This window comes from Avibacterium sp. 21-586, from assembly GCF_026226775.1.
GTDB lineage: Bacteria > Pseudomonadota > Gammaproteobacteria > Enterobacterales > Pasteurellaceae > Avibacterium.
In genome coordinates this window covers 997031-1013102 of the sequence record NZ_JAKKOD010000001.1, presented here as the reverse complement: position 1 = coordinate 1013102, position 16072 = coordinate 997031, and the positions used below count along the sequence as shown (strand labels likewise).

Annotated in this window: 12 protein-coding genes and 3 pseudogenes; 10 read left to right on the top strand and 5 right to left on the bottom strand. The window is 38.7% G+C overall.

Annotated elements, in window-relative coordinates; translation table 11 throughout:
• The first annotated feature begins 351 nt into the window (after positions 1-351).
• The 6 genes and pseudogenes from mltG (at position 352) to L5B71_RS04590 (ending at position 5723) form a co-directional block, all read left to right on the top strand.
• On the top strand, positions 352-1383 hold the full coding sequence (mltG, locus tag L5B71_RS04615; protein WP_265757209.1) for an endolytic transglycosylase MltG: 1032 nt from the start codon (positions 352-354) through the stop codon (positions 1381-1383).
• A gap of 1 nt (position 1384) precedes the next feature.
• Complete coding sequence (gene tmk / locus L5B71_RS04610) at positions 1385-2014, top strand: dTMP kinase (RefSeq protein WP_265757208.1); 630 nt, start codon at positions 1385-1387, stop codon at positions 2012-2014.
• 5 nt (positions 2015-2019) lie between these two features.
• Entirely contained in the window at positions 2020-3024 is a 1005-nt protein-coding gene (locus tag L5B71_RS04605; protein ID WP_265757207.1) for a DNA polymerase III subunit delta', read from the top strand.
• 9 nt (positions 3025-3033) lie between these two features.
• Positions 3034-3813 (top strand): TatD family hydrolase, encoded by a 780-nt coding sequence (locus L5B71_RS04600; protein WP_265757206.1) that lies wholly within the window; start codon positions 3034-3036, stop codon positions 3811-3813.
• Positions 3814-3843: 30 nt separating this feature from the next.
• The gene (locus L5B71_RS04595) at positions 3844-4371 is read left to right on the top strand and encodes a DUF1523 family protein (RefSeq protein ID WP_265757205.1); all 528 of its coding nucleotides are present in this window, start codon (positions 3844-3846) and stop codon (positions 4369-4371) included.
• A gap of 66 nt (positions 4372-4437) precedes the next feature.
• Positions 4438-5723, top strand: a pseudogene (locus L5B71_RS04590) (hemolysin family protein).
• Between the two features lie 122 nt (positions 5724-5845).
• Here L5B71_RS04590 and dapF read toward each other — a convergent pair.
• A complete protein-coding gene (gene dapF, locus L5B71_RS04585) occupies positions 5846-6670 on the bottom strand; it encodes a diaminopimelate epimerase (protein ID WP_265757204.1) in 825 nt (274 codons plus the stop codon).
• A gap of 227 nt (positions 6671-6897) precedes the next feature.
• On the opposite strand from dapF, the gene clpB reads away from it, so the two are divergent.
• Entirely contained in the window at positions 6898-9471 is a 2574-nt protein-coding gene (gene clpB, locus L5B71_RS04580) for an ATP-dependent chaperone ClpB (protein WP_265757203.1), read from the top strand.
• A gap of 88 nt (positions 9472-9559) precedes the next feature.
• Here clpB and L5B71_RS04575 read toward each other — a convergent pair whose 3' ends face one another.
• The 3 genes from L5B71_RS04575 to L5B71_RS04565 are packed head-to-tail and all read right to left on the bottom strand — an operon-like array spanning position 9560 to position 13022.
• Positions 9560-10396: an HNH endonuclease gene (locus tag L5B71_RS04575; protein ID WP_265757202.1), complete on the bottom strand. Its 837-nt coding sequence runs from the start codon at positions 10394-10396 to the stop codon at positions 9560-9562.
• The gene (locus L5B71_RS04570; RefSeq protein ID WP_265757201.1) at positions 10396-11085 is read right to left on the bottom strand and encodes an OmpA family protein; all 690 of its coding nucleotides are present in this window, start codon (positions 11083-11085) and stop codon (positions 10396-10398) included. Before L5B71_RS04570 ends, L5B71_RS04575 begins: the two co-directional genes overlap by 1 nt.
• Entirely contained in the window at positions 11085-13022 is a 1938-nt protein-coding gene (locus L5B71_RS04565) for a MotA/TolQ/ExbB proton channel family protein (RefSeq protein ID WP_265757200.1), read from the bottom strand. Before L5B71_RS04565 ends, L5B71_RS04570 begins: the two co-directional genes overlap by 1 nt.
• 158 nt (positions 13023-13180) lie before the next feature.
• Here L5B71_RS04565 and L5B71_RS04560 point away from each other — a divergent pair.
• Both L5B71_RS04560 and xerC read left to right on the top strand, forming a co-directional pair.
• Positions 13181-13830, top strand: a pseudogene (locus L5B71_RS04560) (IS1595 family transposase).
• Between the two features lie 109 nt (positions 13831-13939).
• Positions 13940-14827 (top strand): tyrosine recombinase XerC, encoded by an 888-nt coding sequence (xerC, locus tag L5B71_RS04555; RefSeq protein ID WP_265757199.1) that lies wholly within the window; start codon positions 13940-13942, stop codon positions 14825-14827.
• Between the two features lie 122 nt (positions 14828-14949).
• Here xerC and L5B71_RS04550 read toward each other — a convergent pair.
• Positions 14950-15599: pseudogene (locus tag L5B71_RS04550) on the bottom strand (IS1595 family transposase).
• Between the two features lie 190 nt (positions 15600-15789).
• Here L5B71_RS04550 and L5B71_RS04545 point away from each other — a divergent pair.
• Positions 15790-15975, top strand: a complete 186-nt coding sequence (locus L5B71_RS04545) for an antitoxin VbhA family protein (RefSeq protein WP_265757198.1) — start codon at positions 15790-15792, stop codon at positions 15973-15975.
• Positions 15976-16072 lie beyond the last annotated feature (97 nt).

Here is a 16072-nt window from a genome sequence, read left to right as displayed (position 1 = left end):
ATTCAAAATAAGTACCTTTTTCACGTTCAGTTAAAGAAATGTCTTGATAGGTTTTTAATAGATGGGATAATCCTGCTGGCTGGTATTATGATCTAAATTTTTCATTTCACAATCCTTATTTTTAATTTAATGATCTAGATGAACTAAAATTTTGTGATTATATCAGGTTATGACAGTTTTCATAGTTCAACAAAACAGATAGGTTTAATTTGTTGATGGCAAGTGCGGTGGAAATTTTTTGAATTTTTTCACCGCACTTTGTTTTTACCCTATTCTTGTTTTTTCATAACATTCTGAAAATTTGCCTGTCTGTGATACACTTGCCATCAATTTTTTGATGATGGATCGATGATGAAAAAATTTTTCTTTTTTCTTTTGTTTTTGTTGCTCTTGATTGGTGGGGCAGCGCTTTGGGGTTATCAGCACTTAACGCAATGGGTGCAGCACCCTGTGAATGTGCAGGCGGAACAGCTATTAACGGTGGAGCGTGGCACAACGGGGGCGAAATTAGCGAAGCTGTTGGAGCAAGAAAAGCTGCTTGATGATGCCACCTATTTGCCGTGGTTGTTAAAGCTCAAGCCTGAGTTAAATAAAATCAAGGCGGGGACCTATTCCCTTGAGGGCGTGAAGACGGTGGCGGATTTGTTGCAACGTTTAAACAGCGGTAAGGAAGTGCAATTGAATGTGCGCTTTTTAGAAGGGGATACCTTCAAAACGTGGCGTAAAACGCTGACGAAAGCCCCTTATTTACAACAAACTTTGGCAGATAAAACGGAAGAAGAAATTTATCAATTATTGGATTTGCCGGCGGATTTACCGCATAAAATTGAAGGTTGGTTGTATCCTGACACTTATAGTTACACGCCGAAATCTAGCGATCTGACCTTATTGAAACGGGCGGCAGATCGTATGAAAGCCTTATTAGAAAAAACGTGGGCAGAGCGCGATGCCAATTTACCGCTAAAAAATGCCTATGAAATGCTGATTTTGGCTTCTATTGTTGAGCGTGAAACCGCGTTGAATAATGAGCGTGGCAAAGTGGCATCTGTGTTTATTAACCGCTTGAATAAAAAGATGAAATTGCAAACCGATCCAACCGTGATTTACGGAATGGGCGAGCGTTACAATGGCAATATTCGCCGTAAGGATTTGGAAGAAGCCACGCCTTACAACACCTATGTGATTGACGGCTTGCCGCCAACGCCAATTGCAATGCCAACAGAAAGCGCTTTGCAGGCCGTAGCGCACCCTGAGAAAACGGAGTTTTTATATTTCGTGGCAGATGGCACGGGCGGACATAAATTTAGTAAAAACTTACAGCAGCACAATCAAGCAGTGCAAGAGTATCTGCGTTGGTATCGCCAACAAAAAAGTGGGAAATAATATGACTGGCAAATTTATTGTGATCGAAGGGCTAGAAGGGGCAGGCAAAACCACTGCACGTGATGCCATTGTGGAAGTGCTAGCGCGTGAAGGCATTGACGATGTAGTGTTTACCCGTGAACCCGGTGGCACACCGTTGGCGGAAAAATTACGTCATTTGATCAAATATGAAACGGAAGAACCGGTAACCGATAAAGCGGAACTGTTAATGCTTTATGCGGCGCGTATTCAGTTGGTGGAAAATGTGATTAAACCAGCCCTTGCCGCAGGCAAATGGGTGGTGGGTGATCGCCACGATTTATCTTCCCAGGCCTATCAAGGGGGCGGGCGACAAATTGATGCACAACTGTTGCAAACTTTAAAGCAAACGGTGTTAGGGGATTTTTCGCCTGATCTGACGTTATATTTAGATCTCGATCCTGAAATTGGTTTGGCGCGAGCTAGAGGGCGTGGCGAGTTAGATCGTATTGAACAACAGGAAATCGCGTTTTTCCAACGCACGCGAGTGCGTTATTTAGCATTGGTGAAAGATGATCCGAAAGCAGTTATCATCAATGCGGAACAGTCGATTGAACAAGTGCGTGCTGATATTCAAAGTGCGGTGCAAAATTTCGTTAAAAATCATCAATAAAACTTATGTTACGTTATCCTTGGTTGCAATCTTATTACGACAAAATCATTAATGCCTTTGAACAGGGCTATGGTCATCACGCCTTGCTGTTTAAAACAGAGCAAGGCATTGGTGGTGATGAGCTAGTGTGTGGCGTGGCGGCGTGGTTAATGTGCCAATCGCCAAAGGGTAACCAACCTTGTGGTACGTGCCATAGCTGTCAGCTGTTTAATGCAGGCAATCACCCAGATTTTTATCTGCTTGAACCCGTTGAAAATAAGGATATTGGCATTGATCAAGTGCGTGAAGTGAATGAAAAAGTCGCGCAGCGTTCACAGCAGGGTGGCAACAAAGTGGTAATGATTAAACAGGTGGATCGCTTGACGGAATCTGCGGCGAATGCAATTCTGAAAACCTTGGAAGAACCCACTGAGCAAACTTATTTCCTGCTTCAAGCGGATCTTTCTGCCAGTTTGTTGGCAACCATTTATAGCCGTAGCCAACCTTGGCTTATTCCCAATCCGGCTGGAGCTGAAGCCTTGGCTTGGCTAGAAACACAGCTAGAAACGCAGAATGTAGAAAAAATCGAAGAAATTCGTACCGCACTTGAGGTTTCGCACGGTCGCCCTCTTTCTGCGCTGGATATGTTACAGCAAGGATTATTGGAAAAGCGCAAGCAGTTGTTGCGCCAATTTTGGCAGTTTTATATGCGCCGTTCACCGCTGGAATTATTACCGCACTTTGAAAAAGAGATTTTATTTCAACAGTTAGATTGGCTTAGTGCCTTTTTGCGTGATGCGCTGAAAATGAAGCTGAATGTGCCTGAACAGTGGGTGCAGGCGGATTTTCTGCAAGCCATTGCCCGTTTTAATCAAACGCAGAGCGCGCAAGGGTTGCTAAAAGCCAGTCAAATTATGCAGCAAGTGCGGTCGGATTTATTACAAATTAATGGCGTGAATCAAGAGATTATTTTGCTTGATGGCTTAACACGCCTGATTACAGAGGTTTTTGAACCCGAACAAAATCATTAGGAAAGTAAAATGTTTATTGTAGATAGTCATTGTCATTTAGACGCATTAGATTATGAAAACTTACACCAAAATGTCGCCGATGTGGTGCAAAAAGCCAAGCAACGTGGCGTGCAGCATTTGCTTGCGGTGGGGGTAACCTTAAAACGTTTTGAGCAAATGTACGAGACTTTAAAGCCGTTTTCTGAAATTTCGCTGGCTTGCGGTGTTCATCCGTTAGATTTAGATGATGAGCCCTTTGACGCAGATCGCCTGTTAAAATTGGCGCAAGACGATAAAGTTATCGCCATTGGGGAAATGGGCTTGGATTATTATTACAGCGTGGAAAATAAAGCCCAACAGCAATCGGTGTTTGCCGCGCAAATTGGCGTGGCGAATGCGTTAAACAAGCCGATTATTGTGCATACGCGTGCCGCAAGAGAAGATACCATTGGGCTGTTGAAAGAAAATAATGCACAACAGTGCGGTGGTGTTTTGCATTGTTTTACGGAAAATTGGGAAATGGCAAAACAAGCGCTTGATTTGGGTTTTTACATTTCCATTTCGGGGATTATTACCTTTAAAAATGCCGAAGAGTTGCGTGAAGTGGTGCGCCAAGTGCCGTTAGATCGCCTGCTAGTGGAAACCGACAGCCCTTATCTTGCACCGGTGCCTTATCGTGGCAAACAAAATCAACCAGCTTATACTCGTGAAGTGTGCGATTATGTGGCAACCTTAAAAGGGATTTCTAGTGAAGAATTTGCCCAAATCACCACACAAAATTTTGAGCGTTTGTTCAAAATTCAGTTATAATGAGCCTTATTTTATTTTGAGGAGAAAGCGATGCGACGTTTTTTTAAATATTTTTTTATTTTAATTATCTTTTTATTCCATGGTTTTCTGTTTGCTCTCGTCAATTATGTTACGCCTCATTATGATGTTACTCGAGTAACGGGGGTAGAGGTGAAGCGTGTTGATAAAGATGGTCCTATTACTAAATCTAACCCAGCTGACGGCCCGACGCGAGATGTGTATTACATTTATACACAAAAGCCAAATGAGGAGAAAGTGATGGTTTACCGCAATGAAGATACACGTTGGGGATTTCCGTTTTATTTCAAATTTGGCTCGGCAGATTTGCAAGCTAAAGCGCAAAGTTTTTCGGTAGAGCATAAATTAGTACAGGTAAAATATTATGGCTGGCGTTTAGTGCTATTTGATGAATTTCGTAATGCTACATCGATTAAAGAAGTCACCTTGGAGGAGGGTACGTCTTACCCAATCTTATCTTACGTGTTTTACTTCTTCTTGTTGATTACGCTATTTTTCTCAATTCAATTCGTGCGTGGTTGGTTTGATAGTGAGCGATAATCATCAAAAATAATGAAAAAGTGGTGTATCTTGTGATGCACCCTTTTTCGTCTAAGGACAATAAAAATGGGATTATTTGAAGCAATATTAAGTTTAGCTACCCTGATCGCCATAAGCTCGGTAATTTCTTCAGCAGAAATTTCTTTAGCTGGAGCGAGAAAACTGAAACTGCAAAGTCTCGCAAATGATGGAGATGAGCGTGCTAAATTGGTACTACAATTACAAGCTCAACCTGGTCGATTTATTACTGTTGCACAAATAGGCTTGAATATGGTGGCAATCTTAGGCGGTGTGATCGGTGAAAGTGCAATTAGTCCATTTTTTGAAAAAATCTTGGTCGAATATAGTCAAGCACAATGGCTTCAAAGTGTTGCGTCTTGGCTTGCTTTTACCATTGTTACCATTGCTTTTATTTTGTTGGCTGATTTATTCCTAAACGTATTGCAATGACAAAACCTGAAACGGTGGCATTACGTACTGTACGAATTATGCTGTTTTGCATTTTCTTATTTAAACCTATCGTTTGGCTATTTGATACCATTGCCAATAGTGTGTTTCGTCTGTTCCGTATTTCCACGGTGCGAGAAGACAACCTTACTCCAGAAGATATTGTTGCATTGATGGATGCAGGGGCAGAGGCTGGCGTTTTAAAGGCTCAAGAGCATTATTTAATTGAAAATATTTTTGATATGCAGGAGCGTACGGTAACCTCCACGATGACAACGCGTGAAAATATTGTTTTTTTAGACCGCACTTTTGATCAGGAAAGCGTATTGGCAACGATTAAATCTACTCCACATTCTAAATTACCTATTTGTGATAACGGGCTAGATAAAATATTAGGCTATGTTGAGTCACACAGTTTACTCACATTATATTTGCAAGAACAACAGGTTGAGCTCACCGATCAGCGTATTTTACGCAAGCCATTATTTATTCCGGATACGTTATCTTTGTTTGAAGTATTAGAGTTATTTAAATCCGCAGGTGAAGATTTTGCCGTGATTGTAAATGAATATGCTTTGGTCGTGGGCATTGTAACCTTAAATGATGTGATGAGCATTGTCATGGGGGAATTAGTTTCTAACGAGGAAGAACAAATCGTTCGGCGTGATGAAAATTCATGGCTGATTGATGGTGCAACGCCATTAGAAGATGTAATGCGTGCTTTAGAAATAGAAGTCTTTCCTAATGCAGAAAACTATGAAACGATCGGCGGATTTATGATGTATATGCTACGTAAAATTCCAAAGAAAACCGATTTTGTACTCTTCGGTCAATATAAGTTTGAAATTATTGATACCGAGAATTTTAAAATTGACCAATTGATGGTCTCTCTGCGGAAAGAGTAAATTGTCATGCGCTGTTCGAAAAAGCCCAACAGCAATGCATCTTGAAAAAGTTAGACGCGTTTAATTCAATAGCCTTGTATTCCATTGGGCTTTTTATTTTTGTTGGTACACTCAAATGCTGTCTATAATTTGATTACTCCATCATAAATATGCGTGGCATCGCCAGTCATATAAAGCGAGTGACCTTCGCCTTGCCATTCAATCATAAGGCTGCCGCCGGGCAGATCGACTTGTACTTTGTTATCTAAAAGACCTTGCATAATGCCCACCGCAGCGGCGGCACAAGCCCCACTACCACAGGCTTGGGTTTCGCCAGCACCGCGTTCATAGACGCGTAATTTAATGTGGTTACGATTAATCACTTGCATAAAGCCTGCATTTACGCGTTCTGGAAAACGTTCGTGGCTTTCTAATCGTGGGCCTAATTGTTCTACATTGGCGGTGGTAATGTCCTCCACTTGCACCACACAATGTGGGTTACCCATTGAAACCGCACCACATAGCACGGTTTCAATGTCTGTGCGTAAAATGTAGTTTTTCTCGAATTTATTGGCGATAAATGGGATTTTCGCTGGTTCCCAAATGGGCTCGCCCATATTTACGCGGATCATTCCGTCATCTTGCACCGTTAGGAGCATTTTGCCTTTGGCAGTGCTAACGGCGATGTCTTTTTTATCCGTCAGGCCTTTCATTGTTACAAAGCGGGCAAAACAACGCGCACCATTGCCACATTGCGCCACTTCACTACCGTCTGCATTGAAAATGCGATAATGAAAATCCAAATCGGGATCATAAGGTGGCTCAACCACTAAAAGCTGATCAAAGCCAATTCCTGTGTGGCGATTCGCCAGTTTTTTGATGGTTTCAGTGGGGAAGTAGGCGTTTTGCGTAACGGCATCTACTACCACAAAATCATTGCCTAATCCGTGCATTTTGGAAAATTGCATTTTCCCGTCCTTATTGAAAATCATTAATTAGTCGCAATTATAAAGGTGAAGTGAGATTGAGTAAACTCTCTATTAGTGCAACCTATTGTTCTAAAATGATTAATAGATTTTTCTTAAAAACTTTTCATTTTACTCTTGAAATTGCCAAATTAGTCCTCACTTACTTGAGCAAGCAAGCTTAGCAAACAAGCGAGATAATTGGATTTAATATTGAGGAAGAATAGATTATGAATATAGAAAAATTTACCACAAGATTTCAACAAGCCTTGAGCGAAGCACAGTCTTTAGCCTTAGGCAAAGATAACCAGTTTATCGAACCCGTGCATTTAATGGCGGCCTTGCTAAATCAAGAAGGTAGCTCTGTTGCACCAATTTTAACGGCAAGTGGCGTGAATGTTGCGATGTTACGCAACGAACTTAATGCCGAACTCAACCGCTTACCGCAGGTTTCTGGTAACGGTGGTGATGTGCAAATTTCACGCAACCTTGTGAATTTATTAAATTTATGCGACAAGCTCGCACAACAAAAACAAGATAAATATATTTCATCAGAACTCTTTTTATTAGCCGCGTTAGAAGAAAAAGGAAGCTTAAGCGAAATATTACGTAAGTGCGGGGCAAAAAAAGAGAATTTACAACAAGCGATTGAACAAATTAGAGGAGGTCAGTCAGTGAATGACCAAAATGCAGAAGAAAGCCGTCAGGCATTAGAGAAATATACGATTGATTTAACCGCACGCGCGGAAAGTGGCAAATTAGATCCAGTGATTGGACGTGATGAAGAAATTCGTCGTACAATCCAAGTGTTGCAACGCCGTACCAAAAACAACCCTGTATTAATTGGTGAACCCGGTGTAGGTAAAACCGCGATTGTAGAAGGCCTTGCACAGCGTATTGTAAATGGCGAAGTGCCAGAAGGATTAAAAAACAAACGCGTACTATCCCTTGATATGGGCGCATTAATTGCGGGTGCAAAATACCGTGGTGAGTTTGAAGAGCGCTTAAAAGCCGTGCTTAACGAAATCGCTAAAGAAGAAGGCCGTGTGATTTTATTCATTGATGAAATTCACACAATGGTTGGTGCAGGTAAAACTGACGGTGCAATGGACGCAGGTAACTTATTAAAACCTTCCCTTGCGCGTGGTGAATTGCACTGTGTGGGCGCAACCACCCTTGATGAATATCGTCAATATATTGAAAAAGATGCCGCACTTGAGCGTCGTTTCCAAAAAGTTTTTGTGGATGAACCAAGTGTTGAGGACACCATCGCGATCTTGCGTGGGTTGAAAGAACGTTATGAAATTCACCATCACGTTCAAATTACAGACCCTGCAATCGTGGCGGCGGCGACACTTTCGCATCGTTATATTTCAGATCGTCAATTACCAGACAAAGCCATTGATTTAATTGACGAAGCGGCATCCAGTATCCGTATGGAAATTGATTCAAAACCAGAGCCGTTAGATAGACTTGATCGCCGTATTATCCAACTAAAATTGGAACAACAAGCATTACAAAAAGAAGACGATAACGCTAGTCGCAAACGCTTAGAAATGCTTGAAAAAGAATTAGCTGAAAAAGAGCGTGAGTATGCGGAATTGGAAGAGGTATGGAAAAGCGAAAAAGCTGCGCTTTCTGGCACGCAACACATTAAAACTGAATTAGAAAATGCTCGCACTCAAATGGAGCAAGCGCGCCGCGTGGGCGATTTAAACAAAATGTCTGAATTGCAATACGGACGCATTCCAGAGCTTGAAAAACAACTGGCTCAAGCGGAAAGTGCGGAAGGCAAAGAAATGCACTTGTTACGCTATCGTGTAACCGATGAAGAAATCGCAGAAGTGCTTTCGCGAGCCACCGGTATCCCTGTTTCTCGTATGATGGAAGGGGAAAAAGAAAAACTATTGCGTATGGAAAAAGAATTACACAAACGTGTGGTTGGACAAAATGAAGCCGTGGTTGCCGTTGCGAACGCCATTCGCCGTAGCCGTGCAGGATTGTCTGATCCAAACCGTCCGATTGGTTCATTCTTATTCTTAGGACCAACAGGGGTAGGTAAAACAGAATTGTGTAAAACCCTCGCCAACTTCTTGTTTGATGATGAAAACGCAATGGTACGTATTGATATGTCCGAGTTTATGGAAAAACACAGCGTATCTCGCTTAGTAGGCGCTCCACCGGGATATGTGGGCTATGAAGAAGGGGGTTACTTAACCGAAGCCGTTCGCCGCCGTCCATATTCCGTGGTGTTATTAGACGAAGTAGAAAAAGCGCATCCAGATGTCTTCAACATCTTATTACAAGTGCTTGATGACGGACGTTTAACTGATGGCCAAGGCCGCACCGTAGATTTCCGTAATACGGTGGTGATTATGACCTCAAACTTAGGTTCAGACTTAATCCAAGGCAACCGTGAGCTTGGCTATGAAGGAATGAAAGAAGTAGTGATGTCGGTGGTAAGCCAACATTTCCGCCCTGAGTTTATTAACCGTATTGATGAAACAGTGGTATTCCACCCATTGGATAAAGAAAACATTCGCACCATCGCGAAAATCCAATTAAAACGTTTAGAAACACGTATGGAATCACATGGCTATCACTTAGCTTTCACAGATGCGGCGTTAGACTTCATCGGCGAAATTGGCTATGACCCAATTTATGGTGCAAGACCGCTTAAACGTGCGATTCAACAAGAAGTGGAAAACCCACTCGCACAACAAATTCTCTCAGGGGAATTAATACCAGGGAAAACCATTACCCTTGATTACGTTGATGGTAAAATCACAGCAAGTCAATCGTAATTCTTCCCTAAAAAGCACCGCACTTTATTAATGCGGAAACTAGAGCCTCGCAAAAGCGGGGCTTTTTGTGTATTCAGAAAAATATTATTTAAGTGATATTTTGTACACGCCTTAAATTTTCGATTTGGCTACGATAGCTTTCTGAAATAGTCATATGCTCGTGTTCAGGTTCTAAGCTATGACACAATTTACACACTGCTTTTAGATTCTGTGGGCGGTTATCTTGTTTAACACCGTTTTTATGGTGGGCATCAAGTAAATATTGAAAACCGTATAAATTTACACTACACTCTTCACAACGAAAACTGACTGATCGTCTATATGTTAATGAAACTTCTTGCCAATCTTCTGTATATCCACCTTCGTCTTGTCCCACATTTTCTGGAATACGACCAAATTTAGTTTCATAATGCTTAAAGAACTCAGCGAGAGTAAATTCATTAAAGACTTGCCTGTTGCTGATGTAATTTTTATAGTTAAGCTGTGAAAGACAATTTCGACATACCGATAGTGGTACTTCCGCTCGTTCTCCAGAAGAATTAAATATTTCAAATTGCCCGTTTGTATTTGTTGTTGCAAAGTAGCGTCTGAAGCGTCCGCTAGCACGCATTTTAGATAATGTTATGCATTCAGTTAGATGAAATTTGTTTCCTTTTTCTTTAGGATTTTGTAAGGCTTCTTCATAATTAAAGCTATGATCTGGAATGAATAAAATAATATGCTTACCTTGATAGCTAAAGATACCTGAATTAGGATCGATACTTACAGCACTAATCGGCACCTCAACACCTTTTGGGCTGCTTAAAGGCTCAACGTGAATATCTATTGGGATTGAATTAAGATTGACAGAAAAATCGATAAAGTTTTCTATCCCCATTTTTCTTGCAGAAGCGTATAGAGAAGAAAATTTAACATTTAATTTCATTATTTCATCTCCGATAGTTTACGAAGTTGCTCTTCTGCATTTGTGATAATACGGAAAGTTACACGTTTTGAAGCTTCTTTATTTTCATTTCCATCACTATCTTTAATTATTTTTGATGACGATAATCCAACGGCAGAGATATTTTCCTTCATCCAAGAACGATATTTTTCTACTTCAGAAAGGTTGTAAATATAATATAAAACGGCCCTTGTTCTATCTTGAGATAAACGCATATTTTCAAAATAAGCCTCATCTTCTTGAGAAAACGCATTCCATTCACTGCTAGTATGTCCTTCTATCCGAACTTCTTCAATTGAGTCTTGATAGTGATCAATCACTTTTATGTATCTTGGGAAAAATTCATTTAAAATGAGTTTAAAACGTTCTTGTAATGTAGCATCTCCTGTTTTGAATAACACTTCAGGATCAGTGAATATAAAAGTTAAAGTACTTTGATCGATTTTAGCTTTCCAGTATGTTAAATCATAGAAAAATTCTTTTTCTAGAGCTTGGTAAATTTGCTTTTGTTTATCTTGATAATTTTCAGCTACCTTTTTTGTATTAAGAATAAATCCGATAGCAATAAACAAAAATAAAATCATTAAGCCAGACATTAGATCTGATACAGGTAACCATTGTGAGTCTTCACGATTATCTGATTTGATTAATTTAGAGAGGTTAATATTCATTAATAGCCCCTTTTATTTGATTGGCTAACAATACGATTCATTGCATCGACAAGACTTTTATAATCTTTAGTAAATTGACCGCTGATTGAACCTAGCGCACGTCCCATATCACCAATAACACGTTCTAATTCTGTTTCAAGTGCTTTATCTAATGCTTTGATTTGCTTATCTATACTTTCGCCCGTACGAATTAACGCAGATTCACTTTCCTTCTCTAGACGCCCCATCAATCTTGAATTTTCTTCCATATGTATTTGCATCATTTTATCCAAAGATTGAGTAAAGCGTTGTTGAACATCTGTTGTATGTGTATCTAATTTTTTTTGCCATTCCGAGATGAAAGTCATAATTTGTTCAATAGATTTTTGTTGTTGTTCTACAAGAGATTTTTGATGTTTCACCATTACTTGAGAATTCTGCTCTAATATATTAGATTGTTGAATTAGTTGCTGTTGGTTTTTATCAATTGAGTCTGTTAATTGCGTAGATGATGTTACTAAAGAAGTCGTAAAGTTTTGACCGCTCTTTGTTACTGATTCAATAAATTGTTCAGATGATTGCGATAAAGAATGACTAAAAATTTGACTATTTTCTTTTATTACATCAATGAATTCTTGGTTAGCTGAAGAAGTATTTTTTAGCATTAATGATATCTGATTCTGAATTTCAGGAATTGATCTAACAGCATTTTCTTTCAATTCAGAGAATGCTTCGAGATGGATATTTAATCCTTTAATTTGCTGTTGGTTAAATTGAATGACTTCACTTAATTCATTAATTAATACAGGAATTGATTTTGCTGAGTTTTCAATGTTCAATATAGCTTGTTCAGTTTGAGATAATGAACTGATTTTTTTATCAAATAGATTGATCATCTCATTGAGTTGTTGCTTGTAATGAACTTGCCAATTTAATAGATCACCAACAGCCTTATTTAATTCCTTAAAATTCTCTCCAAATTGTTCTGTTAAATTCTTATTGAAGTCAGAAATAACATTGTTTAATGCTTGTATAACGGCCTCAGTTGCCGATCTGGATAGAAGCTGGCTAAAGTTTTCTAATTTATCCCAAAGTGTAGTTTGGAAAGATGAAAAGTTCTCTAGTTTATCTAAAATAGTATCTTGAAATGCTGAAGATTTTTCTAGTTTACCTAACATAGCAGCTTGGGAAGATAAGGAGTCTTCAAATTTGCTTAAAATGGTATCTTGGAAAGAAGGGAAGTTTTCTAATTTATCTAGAATTGAGTTTTGAAAAGAGAAAGTACCTTCTAACTTATCCCATAGAGCTGATTGGAAAGTTAATTGTTTAGTATGGGATTTCTCCATAACTTCTAATATAGCGTTACTATTAGTTATAATTGGTTCAATTTGAGAGGCAAGAGTTTTATTTTTATCAGATAAATCAGTTCTTAAAAGTTTTAATTGGTCAATGACACTACTCTCATTATCTCCACCTAGAGATAGTGTGAGCTGTTCAATACTTTTTCCTTGCTGCTGTAATATATCAGTTTGAAGATAAATATTATTTATTATCTTATCAATGTCGAGAGATTGCTCTTGTTTATTATTTTTCTTGTAGAAAATATTTCTAATAATGTCCCTAAGTAAGGGGTAAGTGATTTTTAAACAAATGGATAATAATAAACCAATTACACTAGTTAAAAAAGCAGTTTTCATTCCTGCTAATAATGTATTAATGCTTTGATCAATATTGTCTATGTTGAAATTTAATAATCCTACAACAATTCCCGTGAAAGTACCTAATATACCTAGAGAAGTTAATAAGTTAGGTACTGTACTTTCTTTTCTGGAGTTAGGGAGAAACGTAGATAATAAGCCAATAGAGAAAGTAACAATGAGTACAATATAAAAATAGTATGTAATTTTATCAGGTGATATAGTTGTTAATAGACTTTCGATTTGTTTAATAGATAACATTACTTTGGCACCTTATAAAATGGGAATGAGATTTATTTTTAAGGAATGTAAATGGCGGAATATTATAAAGAATAAATATTTTTTTACAATGAAAATTTGTAAAATAAGAGGCCGCCCTAGATAACGACTAAAAACTTCATTTAGGTTAAAATATATCTATGAGAAAAAGTCGTCTAAGTCAGCATAAACAAAATAAACTTATTGAGCTATTTGTTGCAGGTGTTACGGCAAGGGCAGCCGCAGAGTTGGTCAATGTAAACAAAACAACGGCTGCATACTACTTTCATCGCTTACGTCTGCTCATCTATCAAAAAAGTCTTCATTTAGAGATGTTTGAAGGTGAAATTGAAGCAGATGAAAGCTATTTCGGCGGTACTCGTAAAGGTAAGCGTGGTCGTGGTGCAGCAGGTAAAATTGCGGTATTCGGGCTTCTCAAGCGTAATGGCAAGGTTTATACTGTTGCAGTTCCGAATACTCAATCAGCCACCTTGTTACCTATTATTCGGGAACAAGTGAAGCCTGATAGTATTGTTTACACGGATACTTATCGTAGTTATGATGTACTTGATGTAAGTGAATTTAGTCATTTTCGCATCAATCACAGTAGACATTTTGCTGAAAATCACAATCATATTAACGGAATTGAGAATTTTTGGCGTCAAGCAAACGCCATTTACGCAAGTTTAATGGTATTTAGAAAGCGCATTTTGAGCTTTATTTAAAGGAATGCGAATGGCGTTTTAATTACAGTGACATAAAAACTAAAATTTCCATTTTAAAACAATTAGTTAAAGGAAGTTTGGTTTAGTTATCTAGGAGGGTCCCAAAATAAAATTTGCGTTATTATTTATGTTAATTGTCATACCAAGATTCATGCAATTATAGTATTTTTATTGACCAATGGAAGGTTATCATAAATGCAACAGCAGCTTGAAAAATACTGGAAGTATCTACGCATTGAACGGCAGGTAAGCCCACATACATTGAGCAATTATCAGCGTCAGCTTGAGGCGGTGGTGGCGTTGTTGCAGGAAAATGAGATTTCTCACTGGCAACAAGTTACACCAAGTGTAGTGAGGTTTGTGCTAGCACAAAGTAAAAAAGCAGGCTTGCACGAAAAAAGTTTAGCCTTACGTTTATCTGCATTACGCCAATTTTTGAGCTTTCTCGTTCAGCAAGGCACGCTTTTTGTGAATCCAGCTGTTGGCGTTTCCGCTCCCAAGCAAGGTAAACATTTACCAAAAAATTTGGATAACGAACAGGTTCAACAATTATTAGCCAATGACAGTAAAGAGCCAATAGACTTGCGTGATAAAGCTATGTTGGAGCTGATGTATAGTTCTGGTTTGCGTTTATCCGAGTTACAAGGTTTGAATTTGAATAGTATCAACCTGCGTGTGCGTGAAGTGCGAGTGATCGGAAAGGGTAATAAAGAGCGAATTTTACCTTTCGGGCGCTATGCTTCACACGCGCTTCAACAATGGCTAAAAGTGCGTTTGTTATTTAATCCAAAAGATGAGGCGTTGTTCGTTAGCCAGCTTGGCAATCGAATGAGCCATCGCTCAATCCAAAAACGTATGGAAGTGTGGGGCATTAAACAAGGGCTATCTAGCCATTTGAACCCCCACAAACTTCGCCATTCCTTTGCTACGCATATGCTTGAAAGTAGTTCTGATTTGCGCGTAGTGCAAGAATTACTCGGGCATAGCAATCTTTCTACTACACAAATTTACACCCACCTTGATTTCCAACATTTAGCGCAGGTTTACGATTCCGCACACCCGAGAGCAAAAAGGGAAAAATAGTAGGAATCTCATCGAAGTTTTTTTGCGTCAGATCAAAAGACATTGCCCTGTACGAAAGGGATTAAAATATTGATTGCTAATAATAAGGGAGCGATATGAGAAGTTATGGCCCTCCTAGATAACTAAACCAAACTTCCTTTAACTAATTGTTTTAAAATGGAAATTTTAGTTTTTATGTCACTGTAATTAAAACGCCATTCGCATTCCTTTAAATAAAGCTCAAAATGCGCTTTCTAAATACCATTAAACTTGCGTAAATGGCGTTTGCTTGACGCCAAAAATTCTCAATTCCGTTAATATGATTGTGATTTTCAGCAAAATGTCTACTGTGATTGATGCGAAAATGACTAAATTCACTTACATCAAGTACATCATAACTACGATAAGTATCCGTGTAAACAATACTATCAGGCTTCACTTGTTCCCGAATAATAGGTAACAAGGTGGCTGATTGAGTATTCGGAACTGCAACAGTATAAACCTTGCCATTACGCTTGAGAAGCCCGAATACCGCAATTTTACCTGCTGCACCACGACCACGCTTACCTTTACGAGTACCGCCGAAATAGCTTTCATCTGCTTCAATTTCACCTTCAAACATCTCTAAATGAAGACTTTTTTGATAGATGAGCAGACGTAAGCGATGAAAGTAGTATGCAGCCGTTGTTTTGTTTACATTGACCAACTCTGCGGCTGTTCTTGCTGTAACACCTGCAACAAATAACTCAATAAGTTTATTTTGTTTATGCTGACTTAGACGACTTTTTCTCATAGATATATTTTAACCTAAATGAAGTTTTTAGTCGTTATCTAGGACAGTCCCAAAAACTAAACACCAACAACAAAGAAACGCTAAACAAAATCCATTAAATATCTAAAGTCTTATGATAATAATGTTCAGTATAATTATTGATGGTGTATAATATATTCACTATTTTAACTTTTGAGTGTGGAGGTAAATTATGATTTCTGAAACTGAAAAAGCAAAAAGACGTGAAGCCGTAGAATATGCGAAAGCCAGTGTTGGTTTAGAGGGGATAATATTATCAGATTCTTTGTTAAAGATTGCGGATAAATTTATCAATGGTGATTTAACAATAGAAGAATTTGGTGAAGAATATGAATTAGCTTTGCAAAAAGGGCTATAATATGAAAAAAGACTATTCTGAAAATGAATTGAAAGATAAACGCTCATTTAGGCGTATTTTAGAGTTGCAGATAAAGCCAATTAAAGGCGGTTTTGAT